Origin of the sequence: Streptomyces marincola (assembly GCF_020410765.1) — a bacterium.
GTDB lineage: Bacteria > Actinomycetota > Actinomycetes > Streptomycetales > Streptomycetaceae > Streptomyces > Streptomyces marincola.
Window position 1 is genome coordinate 4,782,209 of the sequence record NZ_CP084541.1, and the last position, 20,423, is coordinate 4,802,631.

Consider the following 20,423-nt stretch of genomic DNA (forward strand, 5'->3'; position numbering starts at 1 on the left):
TCGGGCGCCGGCGGGCCGTGGGAGGCTCGGCGCATGTCAACGAGCTTTCGTGTACGACGAGTTCTGACCGCTGTGACGGTCGCCGCCTGCCTGGGGCTGACCGTTGCCGCGTGTGGCGGGGACGGGTCCGGGAGCAAGCCGTCCGCCAGGGACGGCGACCGGCAGAGCGATCATGACGACGACGATGACGACGACGATGACGACGACGTTGATGTTGACGTTGATGTTGACGTTGACGGCGGCGGTGGCGGGGAAGAGGCGGGCTCCGGCGGCTCGTCCGGCGAGGCGCAGGCGGGCGGGGACGCCGCCGCCGAGCAGGAGGCCGCGTTGGAGAACGCCGTGCACGCGTACACGCGGGCGTACTTCGCGGGCGAGGCGGTGACGGCCTACGCCATGCTGTCCGAGCGGTGCCGCGACCTGGTGGGCTCGTCCGCGCACGGCGATGAGGTCGCCGGGGCCGCCGCCGAGCACGGCGAGCTCACGGTCCAGACCTACACGACGAACCTGATCGAGGCGGACTCCGCCGTGGTCACCTACACGGTGGGGGTGCCCGAGCTCGACGAGCCGCGGCGGGCGGAGTCGTGGGTGTCCGAGAACCGGTCCTGGAAGTGGGACGCCTGCTGAACGCGTGCGCCCGCGGCGTGCGCCCCGGGTGCGCCGGCTGGTCCGCACACCCATCAGTGCGGAAAGTGGGAGGAGTTGGCGCCCGCGCAGCCATGGCGCGGCCGAACCTGGGAAGGAGAGGGACATGGCTTCTCCACTTTCCGCCGCCAGGCTGGTGAGCGCGCTCAAGGGGGAGGGCGTCCGGATCGTCGAGCACAGGTCCTGGCGTACGCACAACAGGAACCACGTCGGTGCCTGGGGCCCGGTGCACGGTGTGATGATCCATCACACCGTGACCAGCGGCACCGACGCCACGGTGGACCTGTGCTACGACGGGCGTTCCGACCTGCCGGGGCCGCTGTGCCACGGCGTGATCGCCAAGGACGGCACGGTGCACCTCGTCGGGCACGGGCGGGCCAACCACGCGGGCAGTGGCGACGGGGACGTGCTGGACGCCGTCATCGCCGAGCGGACCCTTCCTCCCGACAACCAGGCCGACACGGACGGCAACCGGCACTTCTACGGCTTCGAATGCGTGAACCTGGGGGACAACAAGGACCCCTGGCCCCCCGCCCAGGTCGAGGCCATCGTGCGGGCCTCCGCGGCGCTCTGCCGTGCGCACGGCTGGGGCAAACAGGGCACGACGTCCGTGATCGGCCACCTGGAGTGGCAGCCGGGCAAGATCGATCCGCGTGGTCCCGGCATATCCATGAGCGACCTGCGCAAGCGCGTCGCGGAACGACTGAGGCATCCCGCCGACTGGGACCCCGAGGAGGACGACATGCCGCTGAGCGACGCCGACATCGAGAAGGTGGCCAAGGCCGCGGCGCGTCAGGTGGCGCTCTACCGGGACGAGCGTCTCGACGTGCGCGACGCGCGGCAGATGTGGGACGACGCGGCGAGTCCGCACCACACCTGGCAGTTCCGCCCCTCGGGCGCGGACGCGGACGCGTGGGGGCTGCTGAGCAGGACGCACTCCGAGGTCGTGGCTCTGCGCGCGGCCGTCGCCGAGTTGGCCGGCGCCCTGGCGGCGCAAGACGGCTCTGTGGACGCGGACGAGCTGGTCGCCAGGATCGAGCGGGCCGTCGCGGGCACGCGGGAGGAGTGAACGCCGACCCGCGGCGGAGCCGTTTCCTGTGGTCCCGGACGCCGGCGCGGGTCAGCGGCGCCGGCGCGGCAGCGCGTGCCGGGGCGGGTTGATCAACGTGATCTGGCGGACGATCTGATGGAACGCGAACAGGGCCGACAGCGGCGGCAGCCCCGCGACGGCCAGGCTCGTCGGGGTCCTCGGCGCCTGTGACATGCACAGGCACACGGCGAGCCCCGAGAAGAGGAGGACGACCGCCCACGAGTGCAGGACGCGCCGTTGGTGCAGTGCCGCGCGCAGGATCGACAGCGAGGCGACCAGCCAGGGGCCGTAGATCAGCAACGGCCACCAGGCGGCGAGTTGCTGCGGGACGCCGGGAGAGGCGGCGTCCCGCAGCGGCGCGTAGGAGACCAGTCCGCCCAGCACACTGAGCATGGCCACCAGCACCGCCGCGGCCGCGGCCAGCAGCAGGCTCGCGCATCGGAGCCACCACGAACGCAGCGTGCCGCTCTGCCACTTCAGCCGGGCGCGCTCCTTGCGGTGGCGACGGGCCGAGGGCTCCCTCGGGGCCCGTCCGCCGTATCCGTCGCGTGCGTCGGCGGCAGGGTCGACGCGCAGCTCCGGCGGCAGGAACAGGTGCGTGGTCCCCGCGGGGTCGTACATCATCTGCTGGTTCAGTGACATCACATTCCGCCAACGACAGGTTTCTTGGGGGGATGTGCGGCATTGGAGTGAATGGTTCCCTCTGGAGTGGTGGGTGACGTGGTGCCTTGACCGCACCGTTTCCTCCCTTTCCGGTCGTCGTTGGAGACGCCAGGCACATCACCCACAGGAGGGTTCATGGCTACGGATGAGGTCGTTCCGGATGAATCCGACGGCGCTCTACTGCTGCGTGCGCGCGATGGTGACGACGCGGGCTTCGCCGCGCTGTACCAGCGGCACGAGGCGGCGGTCCGGCGTTACGCGCGCCTGTGCTGCCGGGACCCGCGCCCGGCGGACGACCTGACGGCCGAGGTCTTCGCACGCACCCTCGGCGCGGTGCGGGCCGGCGGTGGTCCGCGGACCGCCGTGCGCGCCTACCTGCTGACGATGGTCAGGCGGACGGCGGCGCAGTGGGCCGCGGACGGCCGGCTCGAACCTCCGGAGGCCGGGCCGGGTGCCCCGCCCGTCGCGGGCGCGGAGGGGCAGCCGAGCGGGGCGGACGCGAGCGGGCGCCCGGACGGGGATGTGGTGGTCCAGGCGTTCCTGAGCCTGCCGGAACGGTGGCAGGAGGTGCTGTGGCGGACCGCCGTCGACGGGGAGCCGGTCCGGCGCGTGGCCGGCCGGCTCGGCCTGACGGCCGTCGCGACCGCGCTCCTCGCCCACCGGGCAGGAGAGGGGCTGCGCGCGGCCTACCGCCAGGCGCACGCGGGCGACGCGTCGGACGGCCACGAGGAGTGCCTGCGCCACGCGGGCCGGCTCGGGGCCCGCACCCGCGTCCCGGCCCGTCCCGGCCGCTCCGGGCTGCGCCGCCACCTCGGCAGCTGTGCCCGCTGCCGAACGGCCCACGGGGACCTGCGGGATCTCGACGGGACGCTGCGCCGCGTGCTGCCGGTGCTGCTCGCGGGCTGGTTCGCGGGGCCGGACGCGCCGCCCGGCGGGGAGGCCGCCGCGCGGCGGGCCGTTCCCGGGCCGCGGACCGCGGGGGCGGCGGACGCCCCGGGCGGCGCCGTGCCGCGCAGGAGGTCGGGCAGGGCGGCCCTCACGGCCGCCGTCGCGCTCGCGGCGGTCACCGCCACGGCCTCGGCTCCCCTGGTGGCCGACCGGCTCGCCGACGAGCCCGGGCGCCACGGCGAGGGCCGCACGCCGAGCGAGGACGACGGCGCGAACCGCCCGGCCGCGCACCACCGCGGGCAGGAACGCGAGCGCCCGGAGACCGAAGCACAGGACCGGCGCGAACCCGAGGCCGAGACGTCGGCCGCCGCGCCGGAGCCGCCCGGCGCCCGCGCTCCGCGCCCCGCGCCGGAACCGCGCCCCGCTCCGGCGTCCGCTCCGGCGGCCGAAGCCGTTCCCGGAGCGGAAGCGGACCTGTGCGCCTCGGAACTCGCCTCCGCGCTGCCGGAACCGGCGTCCGACGCCTGCGCCTCGGGTTCCGGCTCCCTGGCACCGCCCGCCCCGTTCGACTCGCGCGACCTGCCCGTGCCGCCGGGCCTTCCGGCCCTGCCGGGGGCTCCCGCCGGGGCCTTCTAGGAAGGCTCCGGCCGGCGCGGGACCCGGCCGAGACGGCACCGTTAGGATCGGCCGTGCTATGGACACCGCTGACATCGACGAACTGTGGGGCCGGGTCACCGGCACCCAGCCCGACCCGGAACTGTGGCTGATCGTCGCGGCGGCCCTCGTCGCCCTGGCGGCGGTCGCCCCGTTCCCGGTGTGGCGGCTGTCCCGCACCACGATCACCATCGCCCACGAGGGCGGCCACGGCCTGGTGGCCCTGCTCACCGGCCGCCGCCTCCAAGGCATACGCCTGCACTCCGACACCTCGGGTCTGACCGTCTCGCGCGGTAAACCGACCGGCTTCGGCATGATTCTGACCGCCGCCGCCGGCTACACCGCGCCCTCCCTGCTCGGGCTCGGCGGCGCCGCGCTGCTGTCCGACGGGCGCATCACGGCGTTGCTCTGGGGGGCCACGGCCCTGCTGCTCGCCCTGCTCGTCATGGTCCGCAACGCCTACGGGATGCTGACCGTCGTGCTGACCGGAGCCGCGTTCCTCCTGGTGTCCTGGCTCACCGGCCCCGACGTGCAGGCGGCGTTCGCCTACGTGGTGGTGTGGTTCCTGCTTCTCGGGGGCGTGCGCCCGGTGTTCGAGCTCCAGGCCAAGCGCCGGCGCGGCGAGGCGCGCGACTCCGACGCCGACCAGCTCGCCCGCCTCACGCACGTGCCCGCGCCGATGTGGCTGCTGCTGTTCCACGTCGTCGCGCTCACGTCGCTCATCGGGGGCGGGAGCTGGCTGCTCGACCTGTAGCCGCCCCGGCGCGGTGGGCGCCGCGCACTAGAGTGAGAGCCATGACCGACCACAGCGAAAGTCTCGTTCTCTGGCCCGCGCCGTCGGCTTCCGGCGCGGTCGACGCAACCGTCACGGTGCCCGGGTCCAAGTCGGTCACCAATCGCGCGCTGATCCTGGCGGCGCTCGCGGCCGACCCGGGCTGGCTGCGCCGCCCCCTCAGGTCGCGCGACACCCTGCTGATGGCCGACGCGCTGCGGTCGCTCGGCATCGGCATCGAGGAGACCGTCTCGTCGAGCAGCGCCGTCTCGGGGCTGCCGCAGGGCCGCGGCGAGTCGTGGCGCGTCATCCCGGCGGCGCCGCAGGCCCCGGCCACGGTCGACGTCGGGAACGCCGGGACCGTCATGAGGTTCCTGCCGCCGCTGGCCGCGCTGGCCGAGGGGCCGGTCGGCTTCGACGGCGATCCCCGGTCCCACGAGCGCCCGTTGCGCAGCCTCATCGAGGCGCTGCGCGCGCTCGGCGCCCGCATCGAGGACGGCGGGCGCGGCGCCATGCCGCTCACCATCCACGGCACCGGTTCGCTCGACGGCGGCTACGTCGAGGTGGACGCCTCGTCGTCCTCGCAGTTCATCAGCGCGCTGCTGCTGTCGGCGCCGCGCTTCAACCAGGGCATCGAGGTGCGGCACACGGGCCGCACCCTGCCCTCCCTGCCGCACATCCGGATGACCGTGGACATGCTCAGGCGGGCCGGCGCCCAGGTCGACGCGCCCGACTCCGGTGGCGAGCCGAACGTGTGGCGGGTGGCGCCGGGCGCGCTGCTCGGCGGCGACCTGGTCGTGGAGCCCGACCTGTCGAACGCCCAGCCGTTCCTGGCCGCCGCCCTGGTCACCGGTGGCACGGTCACCATCCCCGACTGGCCGGCCCGCACCACGCAGCCCGGGGACGCGCTGCGGGAGATCTTCACGGAGATGGGCGGCCGCTGCGTGCTCGACGACCGCGGCCTGACGCTGACCGGCACCGGCCGGGTGCGCGGCATCGACGCGGACCTGAGCGAGGTGGGCGAGCTGACGCCGGGCATCGCGGCCGTCGCGGCCCTGGCCGACGGCGAGTCGGTCCTGCGCGGCGTGGGGCACCTGCGACTGCACGAGACCGACCGGCTCGCGGCGCTCACCAAGGAGATCAACGCGCTCGGCGGCGACGTGACGGAGACCGAGGACGGGCTGCGCATCCGGCCGCGCGCGCTGCACGGCGGCGTGTTCCACACCTACGAGGACCACAGGCTCGCGACCGCGGCGGCCGTGCTCGGCCTCGTCGTGAAGGACATCGAGATCGAGGACATCGCGACCACGGGCAAGACCATGCCCGACTTCCCCGACCTGTGGCACCGCATGCTCGCCGGGGACGTGGACTGAGGACCGGCCCGCGATGCGCCGGTACGGCAAGCACACCGACGAGGACGACGTCCGGGTCCGGCCGAGCCGGCGGGGCAGCCGGCCGCGCACGCACCGGCGCCCCGCGCACGAGGACGCGGAGGAGGGCTTCGTGCTCACCGTCGACCGGGGGCGCATCACGTGCCTGGTCGGGGAGCGCACGGTCACCGCGATGAAGGCCAGGGAACTGGGCCGCAAGAGCGTCGTGGTCGGCGACCGGGTCGCGGTGGTCGGCGACCTCTCCGGGCTCAAGGACACGCTGGCCCGGGTCGTGCGGGTGGCCGAGCGCACCTCCGCGCTGCGGCGGACCGCGGACGACGACGACCCGTTCGAGCGCGTGGTGGTGGCCAACGCCGACCAGCTCGCGATCGTGACCGCGCTGGCCGACCCGGAACCGAGGCCGCGGCTGATCGACCGCTGCCTGGTCGCGGCGTTCGACGCGGGACTCGACCCGCTGCTGATCCTCACCAAGTCCGACCTCGCCCCGCCGGGGCCGCTGCTGGAGACGTACGCGCCGCTCGGCATCCGGCACGTCGTCACCAGCCACGAGGAGTTCGACGAGGAGTCCGTGGCCCGGGTGCGCGACCTGCTCGCGGGCCGGACCACCGCGTTCGTCGGGCACAGCGGCGTGGGCAAGACGACGCTGGTGAACGCGCTGGTGCCGCCGGAGCGGCAGCGGGCCACCGGCGCGGTGAACGCGGTGACGGGCCGCGGCCGGCACACGACCGTCTCCGCGCTGGCGCTGCCGCTGCCCGGCGGGGCCGGCTGGGTCATCGACACCCCGGGCGTCCGTTCGTTCGGCCTGCACCACATCGACCCGTCCCGCGTCATCCACGCGTTCCCCGACCTGGAGCCCGGCACGGCCGGCTGCCCGCGCGCGTGCTCCCACGACGAGCCGGACTGCGCGCTGGACGGCTGGGTCGAGGCCGGGCACGCGGAGCCGGCGCGGCTGTACTCGCTGCGCAGGCTGCTTGCCACGCGGGAGCGGCGCGAGGGCGACTGACCGCCCGGCCCGGCGGTGGCGCTCAGGGACCGGGGACGGCGGGCGCCACCAGGTGGGAGACGGCGAGGCGGACCGCCGTCTCGCAGGCGTCCCGCGTCTGCGCGTCCGGCGGCCCGCCGCGGTCGCGGAACGCCTCGGCGGCGCGGTCGCGCAGGTCGCGTATCAGGTGCCACGGTTCGCGGGTCCGCGACGGCGGCCCGGTGCCGGCGCAGCCGGTGAGCGCGGCGCGCACGACGTGGTCCTCGCGCGCGGCGGCCACGATCCAGTCGGTCGCGGCGGCCAGCGCCCGCTGCCGCGGCTGGTGGCGCCGGGTGCGGCAGAAGACCAGGAAGCGGTCGAGGAAGACGGCTGTGCGGTGGGCCGCCAGGGCGGCGCCGAGCCCCGCCTTGTCGCCGAACTCGTTGTAGAGGGACTGCCGGGACACCCCGGCCGCCGCCGCCACGCCGGTCATCCTGACCCTGTCCCAGGGCCGCTCCGCCACGGCCGCGCCCGCGGCTTCCAGGAGGGCTTCCCGCGCGCTCGGCACCGCTGCCTCCTCGCATCCTGGCGTGGCAAGGACCGGCCCGGCCCGTGCGGGACAGTCACCGGTGCGGCACAGGATCGGCGCGCCCGCGGCGGCTGTCAAGATGTCCCGCGCCCGTGCGGGCCGTGGTCCGGATACTGTGAGGCATGCCCGATTACGACGACGACCTGCGCCTGGCGCACGTGCTGGCCGACTCCGCCGACGCCGCGACGATGGGGCGCTTCCGGGCGCTCGACCTGAAAGTGGAGACCAAGCCGGACCTGACCCCGGTGACGGAGGCGGACCGGGCGGCCGAGGAGCTGATCCGTTCCGTGCTGCAACGGGCCAGGCCGCGGGACGCGGTGCTGGGCGAGGAGTTCGGCGACGGGGGCGGCCAGGCGGCGCGCCGCTGGATCGTCGACCCGATCGACGGCACGAAGAACTACGTGCGGGGCGTTCCGGTCTGGGCGACCCTGATCGCCCTCATGGAACCGGGCGAGCACGGGGACCGCCCGGTGGTCGGGGTCGTGTCGGCGCCCGCGTTGAACCGGCGCTGGTGGGCGGCGCTCGGCGGCGGCGCGTACGCGGGGCGCAGCCTGACCTCCGCCACGCGCCTCTCGGTGTCGCGGGTGGCGCGCATGGAGGACGCGTCGTTCTCGTACTCCTCGCTCGGCGGCTGGGAGCAGCGCGGGCTGCTCGGCGGGCTGCTCGATCTGTCGCGGGCCTGCTGGCGCACGCGCGCCTACGGCGACTTCTGGTCGTACATGATGGTGGCCGAGGGCGCGGTGGACGCGTGCGCGGAGCCGGAGCTGTCGTTGTGGGACATGGCGGCCCCGGCGATCGTCGTGCAGGAGGCGGGGGGCCGGTTCACCGGTCTTGACGGCGTGGACGGGCCGAACGGCGCGGACGCGGCGGCCAGCAACGGGCTGCTGCACGCGGAGCTGCTTGAGTACGTGGGCGCGCGTTAGCCCTCCCACCCGCCGTGCGGCCCGCCCGGGGCGGCGGGCCGCACGGCGGCGCGGTCACTCCGTGCCCGTCCGCGCCGCGGGCTCGCGGGGCCGCAGCAGCAGGGCGGCCAGCGCCGCGGTGGCCACGAGGCCGGCGGCCGAGATGGCCGCGACGGTGGCGAAGCCCTGGTCGTACGCGTCCCGCGCGGTGTGCAGGAGCGCGGTCGCGGTCTCGGCGGGGAGCCGCCCGAGCAGCTCCTCCGCGGCGGCGAAGGACTCCTCGGCCTGGGCCTGGCCCGACTCGTCGAGGCCCTGCACGTCCGCGAGCCCGATCCGGTAGACGGCGGTCAGGAGGCTGCCGAGGACGGCGACGCCGAGACCGGCGCCGAGTTCGAAGGAGGTCTCCTGGATGGCGGCGGCCTCGCCGGAACGCTCCGGCTGCGCGGCGCTCATGATGCTGTCGGCGCCGAGCGTCATCACGATGCCCGCGCCGTAGCCCGCGCCCAGCAGCGACGGCAGCAGCCACGGGTACGCGCCGGTGTCGCCGGTCAGGGCGAGGAGGGCGAGGCTGCCCGCGAACAGCACGAGGGCGCCCGTGAGGGCCCAGCGGTTGCTCCAGCGGGCGGCGACCCAGGGCGCGGTGACGGCGCCCAGGGCGTTGGCGGCCGCCAGCGGCATGAGCGCGAGCCCGGCCCGCACGGGGGAGAAGTCGCCCACCTGCTGGAGCCATTGGGTGAGGAAGAACAGCAGGGCCACGTAGCTGCCGAAGCACGCGATGACGCAGAGGGTGGCGGTCGTGAAGCGCCGTTCGCGGAAGAGGGTGAAGTCGAGCAGCGGCTCGGGGATGCGGAACTGGCGGCGGACGAAGAACCAGAGCAGCCCGGCGCCCAGCAGGGCGGTGACGAGGATGAGGCCGTTGACGCCGACGTGCTCGCCCGCCTGCTTCAGGGCGTAGACCACCGCGGCCAGGCCGGCGACGGACAGGGCGACGCTGCCGATGTCCCACCGGCGCGGTTCCGGGTTCTTCGACTCGGGGATGACGCGGGCGCCCACGGCGAGGATGACGAGGATGACGGGCACGTTGATGAGGAAGACCGCGCCCCAGCCCCACCGTTCGGTGACCAGGCCGCCGACGAGCGGCCCGATGGTGGCGCCGACGCTGTGCGCGGCGGTCCACACGCCGATGGCGATGGCGCGTTCGCGGTCGTCGGTGAAGACGACGCGGATGATCGCCACGGTCGAGGCCATGATCATGGCCGCGCCGATCCCGAGGGCGGCGCGGGCGGCGATGAGCTGGAGGGTGGTGGCGGAGAACGCCGCGGCGGCGGAGGCGGCGCCGAACGTGGCGAAGCCGGTGAGCACCATGCGGCGGCGGCCGACGCGGTCGCCGAGCGTTCCGCAGGTGACCAGCAGGGCGGCGAGCGTCAGGGAGTAGACGTCGACGATCCACAGCAGTTCCGCGGCGCTCGGCTGGAGGTCCCGGCTCATGCTGGGCACGGCGACGTGCAGCACGGTCAGGTCGATGCCGCACAGCAGCAGACTTCCCGACACCACGGCGAGGACCAGCCAGCGCCGGGCGGACGGATCGGCCGGGCCCGCGGGCTCCGCGCCCGTCTCCTTGCTCCCGCGCACCGGTGCGGGGGTCTCGCTGTTTGACATAGCCTCAGTTTCTCGACATGGCAACTGGCGCCGCAAGTACGGTCATTCGTGTCCCCCGGTGTCATTCGGTATACCAATGGAGGTCGTTGTGCGGTCCAAGGTGGAAGAAGCACCCGATTACTGCGCGATCGAGTTCGCGATGGAAGTTCTCGGTGGCAGGTGGAAGCTGGCCATTCTCAAGAATCTGATGGCGGGCACGCACCGGTTCGGTGACCTGCGGCGGGCGCTGCCGGGCATCACCCAGCGGATGCTGGCCCGTCAGCTGCGGGAGTTGCAGGACGACGGACTGGTGAGCCGGACGGTGCACCGCGAGGTGCCGCCGCGGGTGGAGTACGCCCTGACGGAGGTCGGCCGCAGCCTGGAGGCGATCGTTGACGACCTCGACGCGTGGGGCCGCTGGTACCGGGAGAACCGGCCGCGTCGCGACGCCGCCGCCGAGCCGGAAGCAGCAGGTCAGGAGGTGGCCGGGTGAGGGGGCCCGGCCGGGGGCGGGCGGCGCGTCAGTGGACCGTGTGCACCTCCTCGTAGCCCAGCCGCGGTGCGCGGGGGCGCGGGTGGGGCCCCGCGGGCCTGCCGACGTTCACCACCATGAGCACGGACTGCCGCCCGTCGGGGAAGAAGTCCCCGTTCAGGCCGGCCTCGTCGTAGCCGTTCAACGGCCCGGCGGCGAGCCCCGCGGCGCGTATTCCGATGAGGAAATAGGCGGCCTGGAGCGCGCCGTTCACGAGGGCGGACCGTTCCCGGAGAACGGGGTCGCGCGCGTAGATGGCGGCGGCACCCGGATAGTGCGGAAAGAGTTCCGGCAGGCGCAGGTGGAACTCGTTGTCCACGGCGAGCAGAGCGGTCAGCGGTGCCTTGAGCGTCTTCTCCCGGTTTCCTCGGGAAAGGTGTCCGACGAGGCGTCGGCGGCTTCCCGGGGAACGCATCAGGTGAATTCTCAGCGGCTGCTGGTTGAAGGCGGTCGGGCCGTCGCGGACGAGGTCGTGGACGGCCCGGATCTCGTCCTCGCCCACCGGGTCGTCCGCGAACCTGTCCTCGGTACGCGCCAGCCGGAACAGCAGGTCCCTGGCCTCGGGGGCCAGGGCGAGCAGGTCCGTGCCCGCGGTCGTCTCACTCATGCCGCGCGGGGAACTCGGCGAGGTTCTGCCTGAGGGTGTTGCCCGGTGTGTACGCCCGGCGGGTGAGGCCGCGGCGTTGCAGCGCGGGCACCAGGCCGTCGGTGATCTCCGCGATGTAGCGGCGGTTGAGCCGCAGCAGCGGTGTGGTGAGCATGAACCCGTCCCCGCCTACCTCCTCCATCACCTCGCCCATGCGCTCGGCCACCTGGTCGGGCGTGCCGACCAGGTCGATCGAGGACACCAGGCCGCCGGCGCCGTCGATGACCAGCTCCCGCAGCGTCTTGCCGCTGCCCCACTGCTGGAGCTTGTCGAGGGTGCCCTGTTCGCCGTTGGTCGTCAGCCGGTGGGGCAGCGGCTTGTCCAGGTCGAACTGGGCGAAGTCGATCTCGGTGAGCGCGGACACCTGCGCCAGGATGTCCTGGATGAACTGCGGCGAGGAGACCATCCTGGCCTGCTTGTCGCGCGCGTCCTGCTCCGTTTCGCCCACGGTCGGGGTGACGCAGAACAGCACCTTGATCTCGTCCGGGTCGCGCCCGTACTCCTCGGCGTGGCGGCGGACGTCCTCGCGGAACGCCCGCATGCTCTCGACGCCGCTGGCGATGGCGATGATGGAGTCGGCGTTGCGCGCGGCGAAGGCCCGCCCCCGCGGCGAGGCGCCCGCCTGCACGAACGCGGGCCTGTGCTGCGGCGAGGGAACGGTGTTCAGCGGGCCGCGCACCCGGAAGTGCTCCCCCTCGAAGTGGATGGGGCGCACCTTGGTGTGGTCCGCGTAGACGCCCTTCTCGCGGTCGAGGACGACGGCGTCCGCGTCCCAGGAGGCGAACAGCTGCTTGACGACGTCGACGTACTCGTCGGCCATCGCGTAGCGGACGTCCCGAGGCGGCAGCTCGGTCATGCCGAAGTTCTGCGCCGCGAGGTCCTCCGCGCTGGTGACGATGTTCCAGCCGAAGCGTCCGCCGAGCATGCTGTCCATCGTGGACGCCAGGCGCGCGGTCATGAACGGCGGGTACGCCATGGTCGAGAGGGTGGCGACGATGCCCAGGTGCTCGGTGGCCAGGCCCATGGCGACGGCGAGCGGAACGGGGTCGTGCTTGGGCACGACCATGGCCTGCCGGAGCGCGGCCTCGGAGGAGCCGCCGTAGCTCTCGGGGACCATCAGCTTGTCCTCGATGATCACGTAGTCGAAACAGGCGCGTTCCAGCGCGCGGGCGACCTCGGTGTGGAACGCGCCGTCCCAGGGTGAGCCACCGGTGCCGAACGGGCCCTGCCAGTCGTCGGGCGTGAAGTTGAAGATGAAGGCGAGGTGGAACGGGCGGCTCACGGCTGGGTACCTCCTGGCTGTGGGGCGGGGCGGTGCCGGTCCTGACGGGTCCGCGCGGGCAGCAGGCCCTTGCCGTCGTTCACCAGGTTCGCGGCCTCGTCGACGACGTGCCGCAGCAGCTTCTCGCCCAGCGCCGCGCTCGCCCCGGCGGTGGAGGAGAGGATGCCGCGGTCGCTGATCTGCTCGACGTCGACCGGGTGCAGGTAGACGCCGGCCCGCGGCGGGGCGTCGTGCTCGGGGCGCTCCTCGGTGACCAGGTCGGGGTGGAGGTGGAGCATGAGGCTGGTCTCGGTGACCCCGGCGTGCTCCGCGTGCCAGCCGGGGAACGCGGGGAGCTCCGCGTCGGTCCAGGTCTCACGGACCAGGCTCCACCAGCTGAACGCGAAGACCTCCTTGCCGTCGAGCAGGCCCCGGCGGCGTACCTGGTCGAGCGCCTCGAACAGGAAGGGCTCGTTCTCGTAGTGGCCGTTGACGATCACGAGGCGGGCCGCGGGAAGCTCGCCGAGGGAGGCCAGGGCCTCGTGGAGGAAGCGGATCAGGGTGTCCCCGCCGACGTACACGGTGCCGGGGAAGAACAGCCCGCCGCCGCTCTGCGGGAGCGAGCGGGCCCCGATGGTCTGCGCGGGCAGGACGAACGCGTCGAGTTCGCGCGCGATCTCCTCGGCGAACGCGACGGCGAGGTCGAGGTCGACCGAGAGCGGCAGGTGGGGGCCGTGCTGTTCGATCGCGCCGATGGGCCACACGAGGGTGCGTCCGCGGACGGCGTTGCGCACTCCCGTGCTGGTCAGGTCCGTCAGCCGCCGCGCGGCTCGGCGCCGCCCGCTCACGTGCCCGCCCCCGCGGCCGGGCCGAGGGCGGCGACCGGTGCGTCGGCCGGGCCGCCGAGCAGCTCCTCGGTCTCGGCGACGATGCGCCGCAGCGTGGGGTACATGTCGGTGTGCAGGGCCGTGTAGACCTGCGCGACGTTCGCGCCCGCGCTGAGGTAGTCGGCCACGTCGCGACCGCTGGTGATGCCGCCGACGCCCAGGATCGGCAGGTCGAAGCCGCGTTGGCGCAGCTGCCAGATGGCGGCGACGACCAGCGGCTTGATGCCGGGACCCGAGTAGCCGAACACGCCGTTCAGTTCGAGCCCCCCGGTCTCGCGCGACACCGCGGCGCCCGCGATGGTGTCGCTGATCGTGATGGCGTCGGCGCCGCCCGCGACGGCGGCCCGCACCCGGTCCCCGAGGCCCTCGCCGATGGCGAGCTTGACGGAGAGGGGCAGGGAGGTGCGGCCCCGTGTCTCCGAGGTGTAGGCGTACACGCGGTCGGGGTTGTCGTCGTCGGCCGTCTCGCCCTCGTTGAGGCAGGAGATGCCGAGTTCGAGGGCGGGGGCGCCGGCGGCCTCGGCCTGCTGGGCGAGCCGGCCCAGTTGGGCCGGCGAGTCGGCGTGCAGGGAGGCGATCACGGGCAGCCGGTCGGCGGCGAACGAGCGCAGCACGCCCAGCCAGTGGTCGACCGTGCGTTTGGAGTACGTGGTGCTGTTGAGCATGCCGACCGGCAGCCGGACGATCCGTTCGTCCAGGTCGCGCGGCGGGCTGGGGTGGATGGTCTTGGTGACGACGGCGCCCGCTCCCTCTTCGAGGAGCCTGCGGATCGTGCGTTCCTGGTCCGTGAGCAGTCCTGACCCCACGATCACGGGGTTCTTCAGCGTCAGGCCGAGTACCGATGTCTCGGGCATGGCGTCGGGCATGGTCCCTCCGTCCGGCGGTGGTGCGGGGCTGCGGGGGCTGCCGGGGCCGTCAGGCGACGAGGCCGGCGCCGATCGCCTCGCGCTGGCGCTCGGTGGCGGCGAGCACGGCTTCGATGAGGAGGCTCGGCTTCTCGACGAAGTCGTCGAAGTCGATGGTGCGGACGGAGCCGACGCGGTGCAGGCCCTTGAGCAGGTGGCTCGCCGAGTCGACGAAGGGCTGCCGGGAGATGATCACGACGGGCCGGCCGAGTGCGGTGGCCCAGCCGAGTTCGACGTGGGTGCCGTCGGTGCGGCGCAGGGTGCCGTCATCGAGGAGGGGCAGGACGGGCACGAACACGTCGCACTTCTTCATCCAGCGGAAGTCGCGCACGGAGACCTGGGCCGGTGTGAACGAAGCGGTCTCCGCGCCGAACTTCTCGACGACGTGGGCCGAGAAGACATTGCCGCCGTGGTCCTTGACCGTGCCGATCGCGGTGGTGATGGCGTCCTGGAGGTGGCCGACGAAGCCGTCCTTGAGGATGGCGTGCTGAATCGGTCCTCCGACGAAGACGTCGAGCCCCGCGAGCAGTCCGGTGGTCGTGGGCTTCTCATGCATCGTGGTGTCGCTCCGTTTCGCGGCAGTGGGGGCGGTGCGGATGCGTTGCGGCGCTGGGCGGTCGGGGCGCGCGGATCGCCACGACGGCGTGACGGAATGCGCCGCGTCGCGGCGACGGGCGCCGGTGAGGGGGATTGCGCGCGCCGGTTCGGGCGCGCGAGCCGAGACTCCGTGGCGGTCACCGGGGGTGACTGGCATGTAACTGTATCGGCGGAGTTCGGTTTCGACAACATGGCTTCGTCTGGTGCAAAAGTTTTTGCCAATATGCTTTCTCCGTGAACGATTCCGACAGTCTCGACCCCCTTGACCAGCGCATCGTGGCAGCTCTCCAGCTCCACCCTCGGGCTGGAGTGAGCGAGGTGGCGCGCGTTCTGAGCGAGCACGAGCGTTCCGTTGCCAGACGTATACAGCGGCTGGTCGCCACGGCTGTCATCCAGCCCACGGCCGAGTACGATCCGCAGCGCTGCGGCCTCGGCGCGGCCGTCCGGCTCCGGTTGCGCACGGCCCGGGGGTGTCCGGAAGAGATCGCCCGCTCATTGGCAAAGTGCCGGGAAGTGCATACCGTCGCGGCTGTGAGCGGAGGACACGCCGCTCTCTGGTGCGATCTCCTGGCGGAATCCCCGCGGCTGACGCACTTCTCGCCGGCGAACGGGCTCCCCGCGCTGCCGGGAGCCGAAGTGCTCGACGCCCATGTGACGCTGCGCCCGTTCAAGTCCGAGGCGCAGTGGCACGCTCCCGTGCTGACCGAGGAGGAGGAGCAGCGCTTGCGGTCCAGCCTCGTCCGCCCCCTGCCGGGCCGCGCCGACCGCCCCGCACCCACCGCCCGCCCCCTCTCGCCGACGGACCGGCGCATTGCCGAGGAACTGATCAGGAACGCCCGCGTCAGCCTCACCGATCTCGCGGGAACGGTCGGCTTCTCGGTCGCGACGGCCGGCCGGCGGGTGACCTCGCTGCTGGAACGGCAGGCGCTGCGGCTGCGCGTCCTGGTCGAACCCGCCCTGCTCGGGCGCCCGGTGGAGGCGCGGCTGCGGCTGCGCGTGCCGCCCTCGGCCCTCGAACCGGTGGGCGCGGCGCTGGCCGGCTGCTCCGACGTCCGGTCCTGTGCCGCCGTCACCGGTTCGTACAACCTGCTGGTCGACGTCTGCCTGGAGCGGGAGGCCGACCTGTACGGGTTCCTCACGGATGTGCTGGGTGCCCACCCCGCGATCGGGGATGTCGAAACGCAGTTCGTCACCCGCGTCTACAAGCGCGGCCCCGCCGTCGCAGCAGCAGCGCCAACCGCCGCCCCCCGCCCGTAGCCCGGACCGCCCTCTCAGCCTTCAGGAGCATCGGCATGCCGCGCACCGCCTCGACGACCAAGCACATCATCGTCACCGGGGGAGTCGCCTCCTCCTTGGGAAAGGGATTGACGGCGTCGAGCCTGGGGGTGCTGCTGAAGGCGCGGGGCCTGCGCGTGACGATGCAGAAGCTCGACCCGTACCTGAACGTCGACCCGGGCACGATGAACCCGTTCCAGCACGGCGAGGTCTTCGTGACGAACGACGGGGCGGAGACGGACCTTGACATCGGGCACTACGAACGCTTCCTCGACGTGGACCTCGACGCCGGCGCCAACGTCACGACGGGACAGGTCTATTCGACGGTGATCGCCAAAGAGCGCCGCGGGGCGTACCTGGGCGACACGGTGCAGGTCATCCCGCACATCACGAACGAGATCAAGCACCGGGTCCGGCGGCTGGCCGCCGAGGACGTGGACGTGGCGATCACCGAGGTGGGCGGCACGGTGGGCGACATCGAGTCGCTGCCGTTCCTCGAAGCGGTGCGCCAGGTGCGGCACGAGGTCGGGCGCGAGAACGTGCTCGTGGTGCACATCTCGCTGCTGCCGTACATCGGTCCCTCGGGTGAGCTGAAGACGAAGCCGACGCAGCACTCCGTGGCGGCGCTGCGCTCCATCGGCGTCCAGCCGGACGTGATCGTGCTGCGGGCCGACCGCGAGGTGCCGACCGCGATCAAGCGGAAGGTCTCCTTGATGTGCGACGTGGAGGACGAGGCGGTGGTGGCTGCGATCGACGCCCAGTCGATCTACGACATCCCCGAGGTGCTGCACGGCGAGGGCCTCGACTCCTATGTCGTCCGCCGCCTCGACCTGCCGTTCGGCACGGTGGACTGGACCGTCTGGAAGGAGCTGCTGCACCGGGTGCACCACCCGGAGCACGAGGTGGCCGTCGCACTGGTCGGCAAGTACGTCGACCTGCCCGACGCCTACCTGTCGGTGTCCGAGGCGCTGCGCGCGGGCGGGTTCGCCAACCGGGCGCGGGTGACCATCAAGTGGGTGGCGTCCGACGACTGCGCGACCCCGGCGGGCGTGGCGGAACGGCTCGGCGGCGTGGACGCGGTGTGCGTGCCCGGCGGCTTCGGCGACCGGGGTGTGGCCGGCAAGATCGCGGCCGTCCGGTACGCCCGCGAGAACCGGGTCCCGCTGCTCGGCCTGTGCCTCGGCCTCCAGTGCGTCGTGATCGAGGCCGCGCGGAACCTCGCGGGCATCGAGGGCGCGGACTCCACCGAGTTCGACCGGTCCGCCGTCCACCCCGTGGTCTCCACCATGGCGGAGCAGTCGGGCATCGTCGACGGCAGGGGCGACATGGGCGGCACCATGCGTCTTGGCCTCTACCCGGCGCGGCTGGCCGAGGGCTCGCTCGTCCGCGAGCTGTACGGCGGGCGGCCCCTCGTGGAGGAGCGGCACCGCCACCGCTACGAGGTCAACAACGCCTACCGCGCCGAGCTGGAGAAGAAGGCGGGCCTGGTCTTCTCCGGGACCTCGCCCGACGACAGGCTCGTCGAGTACGTGGAGTACCCGCGCGAGGTGCACCCCTACCTCGTCGCCACCCAGGCGCATCCGGAGCTGCGTTCCCGCCCCACCCGCCCGCACCCCCTCTTCGCCGGCCTCGTCCGGGCCGCTGTCGAGCGGCGCGCGGCGACGGCTTCGGCGACGGGGTGACGGTGGCCGGGGCGCGGCGGAACGTCCGGCCCTGACGCGCCGTCGGCGCCCGCCCGTTCCCGCCGGCTCGCCGCGCGCGGCGGCGCGCCCCGGGTGCGGACGCGACCGCGCGTACCGGGCGGAAGAGCCGGAGCGGCCGGGCCGCGAGGGCACCGGCCGCTCCGGGGTACGGCAAGCGGCGTTGCGGGAATCAGCCGCGGAGGGCCTGGACCGCGGACTGGAGCCGCTTGCCGTAGTCCTCGTCCGCCTTGCGGAAGTTCTCGATCGCCCGCTCGGCGATGTCGTCGCGGGAGACCTGGGCGATGAAGCCCGCCAGGTTCTGGATGAGGCGGTCCTTCTCGTCCTCGGACATCAGCCGGTACAGGTTGCCGGCCTGCACGAAGTCGTCGTCCTCGGCGTGCGAGGGCGCCTGGTGGTCGCCGGTCGTACCGGTGACGGCGGTCGCCGTCCACAGCGGGCGGTCGGTCTGCACCGGGCCGCCGAAGCTGTTGGGCTCGTAGTTCTTCGCGCCGCCGTGGCGGCCGTCGTACGCGTAGCCGTCACGGCCGTGCGAGCGCGCCTCGGTGGCGTGCGGCCGGTTGACCGGCAGGTGGTCGGCGTTGATGCCGACGCGGTAGCGGTGCGCGTCGCCGTAGGCGAACAGCCGGCCCTGGAGCATCTTGTCGGGCGAGGGGCCGATGCCCGGCACGAAGTGGTGCGGGGAGAAGATCGACTGCTCGACCTCGGCAAAGATGTTCTGGGGGTTGCGGTTCAGCTCCAGCTTGCCGATCTCGATCGTCGGGTAGTCCGCGTGCGGCCAGACCTTGGTCAGATCGAACGGGTTGAAGCGGTAGGTGGCCGCGTCTGCCACGGGCATGATCTGCACCTGAACGGTCCAGGACGGGAAGTCACCGTTCTCGATCGAGGTGCGCAGGTCGCGCTGGTGGCTGTCCGGGTCCTGGCCGGCCAGCACCGCGGCCTCCTCGGCGGTCAGGTTCTTGATGCCCTGGTCCGTCTTGAAGTGGTACTTGACCCAGAACGCCTCGCCGGCCTCGTTGTTCCACTGGAACGTGTGCGAGCCGAAGCCGTCCATGTGGCGGTAGGACGCGGGGATGCCGCGGTCGCCGAACAGCCAGGTCACCTGGTGCGTCGACTCGGGGGACAGGCCCCAGAAGTCCCAGACGTTGTCCGCCTCCTGCGAACCGGTGTACGGGTCGCGCTTCTGGGTGTGGATGAAGTCGGGGAACTTGATCGCGTCCTTGATGAAGAAGACCGGGGTGTTATTGCCGACCAGGTCGTAATTGCCTTCTTCGGTGTAGAACTTGACCGCGAAGCCGCGCGGGTCCCGCACCGCGTCCGCCGAGCCGAGGTTGCCGGCCACGGTCGAGAAGCGGAGGAAGACCTCGGTCTGCTTCCCGATCTCGGAGAGGAACTTCGCCCGCGTGTACTGCGTCACGTCCGCGGTGACCGTGAACGTGCCGTAGGCGCCCGCGCCGCGCGCGTGCACGATGCGCTCGGGGATCCGCTCGCGGTTGAAGTGGGCCAGCTTCTCGATGAGGTGCTGGTCCTGGATCAGGACCGGGCCGCCCGCGCCGGCGGACTCGCTGTTCTGGTTGTCCGCGACCGGGGCACCGGCCTCGGTGGTGAGCGGACCCGTGGTGATCTGGTCGGTCATTTGCCTGTCACGCCCTTCAGCTGTCTTCAGGTCTTCGGTGCTGCTCGGGCCCTTGGCCGTTGCCTGGGCTCGATCCTATATTGGACTATGTCCAAGTCAAGACGGCCCCTCGATCCGTACACGGTCGGCTCATTCCGGGGGCCTCGCGCTAGGGTGGCAGACATGAGTGACCTGCTTCAGCGACTCCGGGACCGCGGCTGGCGGCTCACCGCGCAGCGGCGAGTCATCGCCGAGGTGCTGGGTGGCGAGCATGTGCACTACACGGCGGACGAGGTGCACGCCCGTGCCGCCGAACGCCTGCCCGAGATCTCCAGGGCCTCCGTCTACAACACGCTGGGCGAGCTGGTGGCCCTCGGTGAGATCGTCGAGGTGACCACCGACGGCCGCGCCAAGCGCTACGACCCGAACGCGCACCACCCGCACCAGCACCTGATCTGCTCCGGCTGCGGCGCCATGCGCGACGTGCGGCTGGCCGGGGACCCGATGGCGGCGCTGCCCGAGGACGAGCGGTTCGGGTTCACCGTTTCCGAGGTGACCGTCACCTACTACGGGCGCTGCCCCGACTGCGGTGCCAGGGCCTGATTTGCACGGCCGGGGGCCGAAGGGCTAAGGTAAAGGCACACAACGACGCGGGGTGGAGCAGCTCGGTAGCTCGCTGGGCTCATAACCCAGAGGTCGCAGGTTCAAATCCTGTCCCCGCTACTGGTGACGAGGGCCCGGTTCCTTTCCAGGAACCGGGCCCTCGTGGTGTGTGCGGACGCGTACGGCCCGGCGCGGCGTTCGCCCGGACGGAG

Annotated in this window: 21 protein-coding genes, 1 tRNA gene and 1 pseudogene; 13 read left to right on the forward strand and 10 right to left on the reverse strand. The window is 72.9% G+C overall.

Annotated elements, in window-relative coordinates; translation table 11 throughout:
* Positions 1-36: 36 nt before the first annotated feature.
* The gene (locus LC193_RS21095; RefSeq protein ID WP_226076476.1) at positions 37-345 is read right to left on the reverse strand and encodes a hypothetical protein; all 309 of its coding nucleotides are present in this window, start codon (positions 343-345) and stop codon (positions 37-39) included.
* On the opposite strand from LC193_RS21095, the gene LC193_RS21100 reads away from it, so the two are divergent.
* Together LC193_RS21100 and LC193_RS21105 are read left to right on the forward strand one after the other, a co-directional pair.
* Entirely contained in the window at positions 340-624 is a 285-nt protein-coding gene (locus tag LC193_RS21100; RefSeq protein WP_226076478.1) for a hypothetical protein, read from the forward strand. The two genes, LC193_RS21095 and LC193_RS21100, sit on opposite strands and share 6 nt — an antisense overlap.
* A 124-nt stretch (positions 625-748) precedes the next feature.
* Complete coding sequence (locus LC193_RS21105) at positions 749-1,711, forward strand: N-acetylmuramoyl-L-alanine amidase (RefSeq protein WP_226076480.1); 963 nt, start codon at positions 749-751, stop codon at positions 1,709-1,711.
* 51 nt (positions 1,712-1,762) lie between these two features.
* Here the strand turns inward: LC193_RS21105 and LC193_RS21110 are convergent, their stop codons facing one another.
* Entirely contained in the window at positions 1,763-2,374 is a 612-nt protein-coding gene (locus tag LC193_RS21110; protein WP_226076482.1) for a DUF2637 domain-containing protein, read from the reverse strand.
* A gap of 156 nt (positions 2,375-2,530) precedes the next feature.
* Between LC193_RS21110 and LC193_RS21115 the strand changes: the two genes are divergently transcribed.
* From LC193_RS21115 to rsgA, 4 genes are read left to right on the forward strand one after another with little or no spacing between them, the layout of a single operon-like run.
* Positions 2,531-3,919, forward strand: coding sequence for an RNA polymerase sigma factor (locus tag LC193_RS21115; protein WP_226076484.1), 1,389 nt, complete (start codon positions 2,531-2,533; stop codon positions 3,917-3,919).
* 58 nt (positions 3,920-3,977) lie between these two features.
* Positions 3,978-4,691, forward strand: coding sequence for a M50 family metallopeptidase (locus tag LC193_RS21120; RefSeq protein WP_226076486.1), 714 nt, complete (start codon positions 3,978-3,980; stop codon positions 4,689-4,691).
* A 41-nt stretch (positions 4,692-4,732) separates the two neighbouring features.
* Entirely contained in the window at positions 4,733-6,082 is a 1,350-nt protein-coding gene (gene aroA, locus LC193_RS21125; RefSeq protein WP_226076489.1) for a 3-phosphoshikimate 1-carboxyvinyltransferase, read from the forward strand.
* Between the two features lie 13 nt (positions 6,083-6,095).
* Complete coding sequence (gene rsgA / locus LC193_RS21130; protein ID WP_226076492.1) at positions 6,096-7,103, forward strand: ribosome small subunit-dependent GTPase A; 1,008 nt, start codon at positions 6,096-6,098, stop codon at positions 7,101-7,103.
* Between the two features lie 22 nt (positions 7,104-7,125).
* Here the strand turns inward: rsgA and LC193_RS21135 are convergent, their stop codons facing one another.
* On the reverse strand, positions 7,126-7,629 hold the full coding sequence (locus LC193_RS21135) for a TetR/AcrR family transcriptional regulator (protein ID WP_226076496.1): 504 nt from the start codon (positions 7,627-7,629) through the stop codon (positions 7,126-7,128).
* Between the two features lie 143 nt (positions 7,630-7,772).
* Between LC193_RS21135 and hisN the strand changes: the two genes are divergently transcribed.
* On the forward strand, positions 7,773-8,573 hold the full coding sequence (gene hisN, locus LC193_RS21140; RefSeq protein WP_226076498.1) for a histidinol-phosphatase: 801 nt from the start codon (positions 7,773-7,775) through the stop codon (positions 8,571-8,573).
* 54 nt (positions 8,574-8,627) lie between these two features.
* Here the strand turns inward: hisN and LC193_RS21145 are convergent, their stop codons facing one another.
* Positions 8,628-10,211: an MFS transporter gene (locus tag LC193_RS21145; RefSeq protein WP_226076499.1), complete on the reverse strand. Its 1,584-nt coding sequence runs from the start codon at positions 10,209-10,211 to the stop codon at positions 8,628-8,630.
* 88 nt (positions 10,212-10,299) lie between these two features.
* On the opposite strand from LC193_RS21145, the gene LC193_RS21150 reads away from it, so the two are divergent.
* Entirely contained in the window at positions 10,300-10,683 is a 384-nt protein-coding gene (locus LC193_RS21150) for a winged helix-turn-helix transcriptional regulator (RefSeq protein WP_226076501.1), read from the forward strand.
* Positions 10,684-10,711: 28 nt separating this feature from the next.
* On the opposite strand, the gene LC193_RS21155 is transcribed toward LC193_RS21150, so the two are convergent.
* Genes LC193_RS21155 through LC193_RS21175 form a run of 5 tightly spaced genes read right to left on the reverse strand, consistent with a single transcriptional unit; the run spans position 10,712 to position 14,977 of the window.
* Positions 10,712-11,329 (reverse strand): malonic semialdehyde reductase, encoded by a 618-nt coding sequence (locus LC193_RS21155; RefSeq protein ID WP_226076503.1) that lies wholly within the window; start codon positions 11,327-11,329, stop codon positions 10,712-10,714.
* Positions 11,322-12,650 (reverse strand): NtaA/DmoA family FMN-dependent monooxygenase, encoded by a 1,329-nt coding sequence (locus LC193_RS21160; RefSeq protein ID WP_226076505.1) that lies wholly within the window; start codon positions 12,648-12,650, stop codon positions 11,322-11,324. Before LC193_RS21160 ends, LC193_RS21155 begins: the two co-directional genes overlap by 8 nt.
* On the reverse strand, positions 12,647-13,477 hold the full coding sequence (locus LC193_RS21165) for a creatininase family protein (protein ID WP_226076507.1): 831 nt from the start codon (positions 13,475-13,477) through the stop codon (positions 12,647-12,649). Before LC193_RS21165 ends, LC193_RS21160 begins: the two co-directional genes overlap by 4 nt.
* On the reverse strand, positions 13,474-14,382 hold the full coding sequence (locus LC193_RS21170; protein ID WP_226076510.1) for a beta/alpha barrel domain-containing protein: 909 nt from the start codon (positions 14,380-14,382) through the stop codon (positions 13,474-13,476). Before LC193_RS21170 ends, LC193_RS21165 begins: the two co-directional genes overlap by 4 nt.
* A gap of 49 nt (positions 14,383-14,431) precedes the next feature.
* Positions 14,432-14,977, reverse strand: a complete 546-nt coding sequence (locus tag LC193_RS21175; protein WP_226076513.1) for a nucleoside 2-deoxyribosyltransferase — start codon at positions 14,975-14,977, stop codon at positions 14,432-14,434.
* Between the two features lie 275 nt (positions 14,978-15,252).
* Here LC193_RS21175 and LC193_RS29225 point away from each other — a divergent pair.
* The 3 genes and pseudogenes from LC193_RS29225 to LC193_RS21190 all read left to right on the forward strand — a co-directional run.
* Positions 15,253-15,381, forward strand: a pseudogene (locus LC193_RS29225) (AsnC family protein); the annotation flags it as partial.
* Positions 15,382-15,549: 168 nt separating this feature from the next.
* Positions 15,550-16,275: an Lrp/AsnC family transcriptional regulator gene (locus LC193_RS21185; RefSeq protein ID WP_226078836.1), complete on the forward strand. Its 726-nt coding sequence runs from the start codon at positions 15,550-15,552 to the stop codon at positions 16,273-16,275.
* 35 nt (positions 16,276-16,310) lie between these two features.
* Positions 16,311-17,975 (forward strand): CTP synthase, encoded by a 1,665-nt coding sequence (locus LC193_RS21190; protein WP_226076515.1) that lies wholly within the window; start codon positions 16,311-16,313, stop codon positions 17,973-17,975.
* Between the two features lie 190 nt (positions 17,976-18,165).
* Here LC193_RS21190 and LC193_RS21195 read toward each other — a convergent pair whose 3' ends face one another.
* Complete coding sequence (locus tag LC193_RS21195; protein ID WP_086162048.1) at positions 18,166-19,617, reverse strand: catalase; 1,452 nt, start codon at positions 19,615-19,617, stop codon at positions 18,166-18,168.
* 174 nt (positions 19,618-19,791) lie between these two features.
* On the opposite strand from LC193_RS21195, the gene LC193_RS21200 reads away from it, so the two are divergent.
* Both LC193_RS21200 and LC193_RS21205 read left to right on the forward strand, forming a co-directional pair.
* Positions 19,792-20,211, forward strand: a complete 420-nt coding sequence (locus LC193_RS21200) for a Fur family transcriptional regulator (RefSeq protein WP_226076517.1) — start codon at positions 19,792-19,794, stop codon at positions 20,209-20,211.
* 46 nt (positions 20,212-20,257) lie between these two features.
* Positions 20,258-20,331, forward strand: a tRNA-Met gene (locus LC193_RS21205).
* The last annotated feature ends 92 nt before the right edge of the window (positions 20,332-20,423 follow it).

Bases quoted from the DNA above. Each gene is read 5' to 3' on its own strand.
- LC193_RS21200 (WP_226076517.1), top strand. From the start codon at position 19,792: ATGAGTGACCTGCTTCAGCGACTCCGGGACCGCGGCTGGCGGCTCACC.
- LC193_RS21120 (WP_226076486.1), top strand. From the start codon at position 3,978: ATGGACACCGCTGACATCGACGAACTGTGGGGCCGGGTCACCGGCACC.
- aroA (WP_226076489.1), top strand. From the start codon at position 4,733: ATGACCGACCACAGCGAAAGTCTCGTTCTCTGGCCCGCGCCGTCGGCT.
- rsgA (WP_226076492.1), top strand. From the start codon at position 6,096: ATGCGCCGGTACGGCAAGCACACCGACGAGGACGACGTCCGGGTCCGG.
- LC193_RS21170 (WP_226076510.1), bottom strand. From the start codon at position 14,382: ATGCCCGACGCCATGCCCGAGACATCGGTACTCGGCCTGACGCTGAAG.
- LC193_RS21175 (WP_226076513.1), bottom strand. From the start codon at position 14,977: ATGCATGAGAAGCCCACGACCACCGGACTGCTCGCGGGGCTCGACGTC.
- LC193_RS21145 (WP_226076499.1), bottom strand. From the start codon at position 10,211: ATGTCAAACAGCGAGACCCCCGCACCGGTGCGCGGGAGCAAGGAGACG.
- LC193_RS21110 (WP_226076482.1), bottom strand. From the start codon at position 2,374: ATGTCACTGAACCAGCAGATGATGTACGACCCCGCGGGGACCACGCAC.
- LC193_RS21190 (WP_226076515.1), top strand. From the start codon at position 16,311: ATGCCGCGCACCGCCTCGACGACCAAGCACATCATCGTCACCGGGGGA.
- LC193_RS21105 (WP_226076480.1), top strand. From the start codon at position 749: ATGGCTTCTCCACTTTCCGCCGCCAGGCTGGTGAGCGCGCTCAAGGGG.
- LC193_RS21115 (WP_226076484.1), top strand. From the start codon at position 2,531: ATGGCTACGGATGAGGTCGTTCCGGATGAATCCGACGGCGCTCTACTG.
- LC193_RS21155 (WP_226076503.1), bottom strand. From the start codon at position 11,329: ATGAGTGAGACGACCGCGGGCACGGACCTGCTCGCCCTGGCCCCCGAG.
- hisN (WP_226076498.1), top strand. From the start codon at position 7,773: ATGCCCGATTACGACGACGACCTGCGCCTGGCGCACGTGCTGGCCGAC.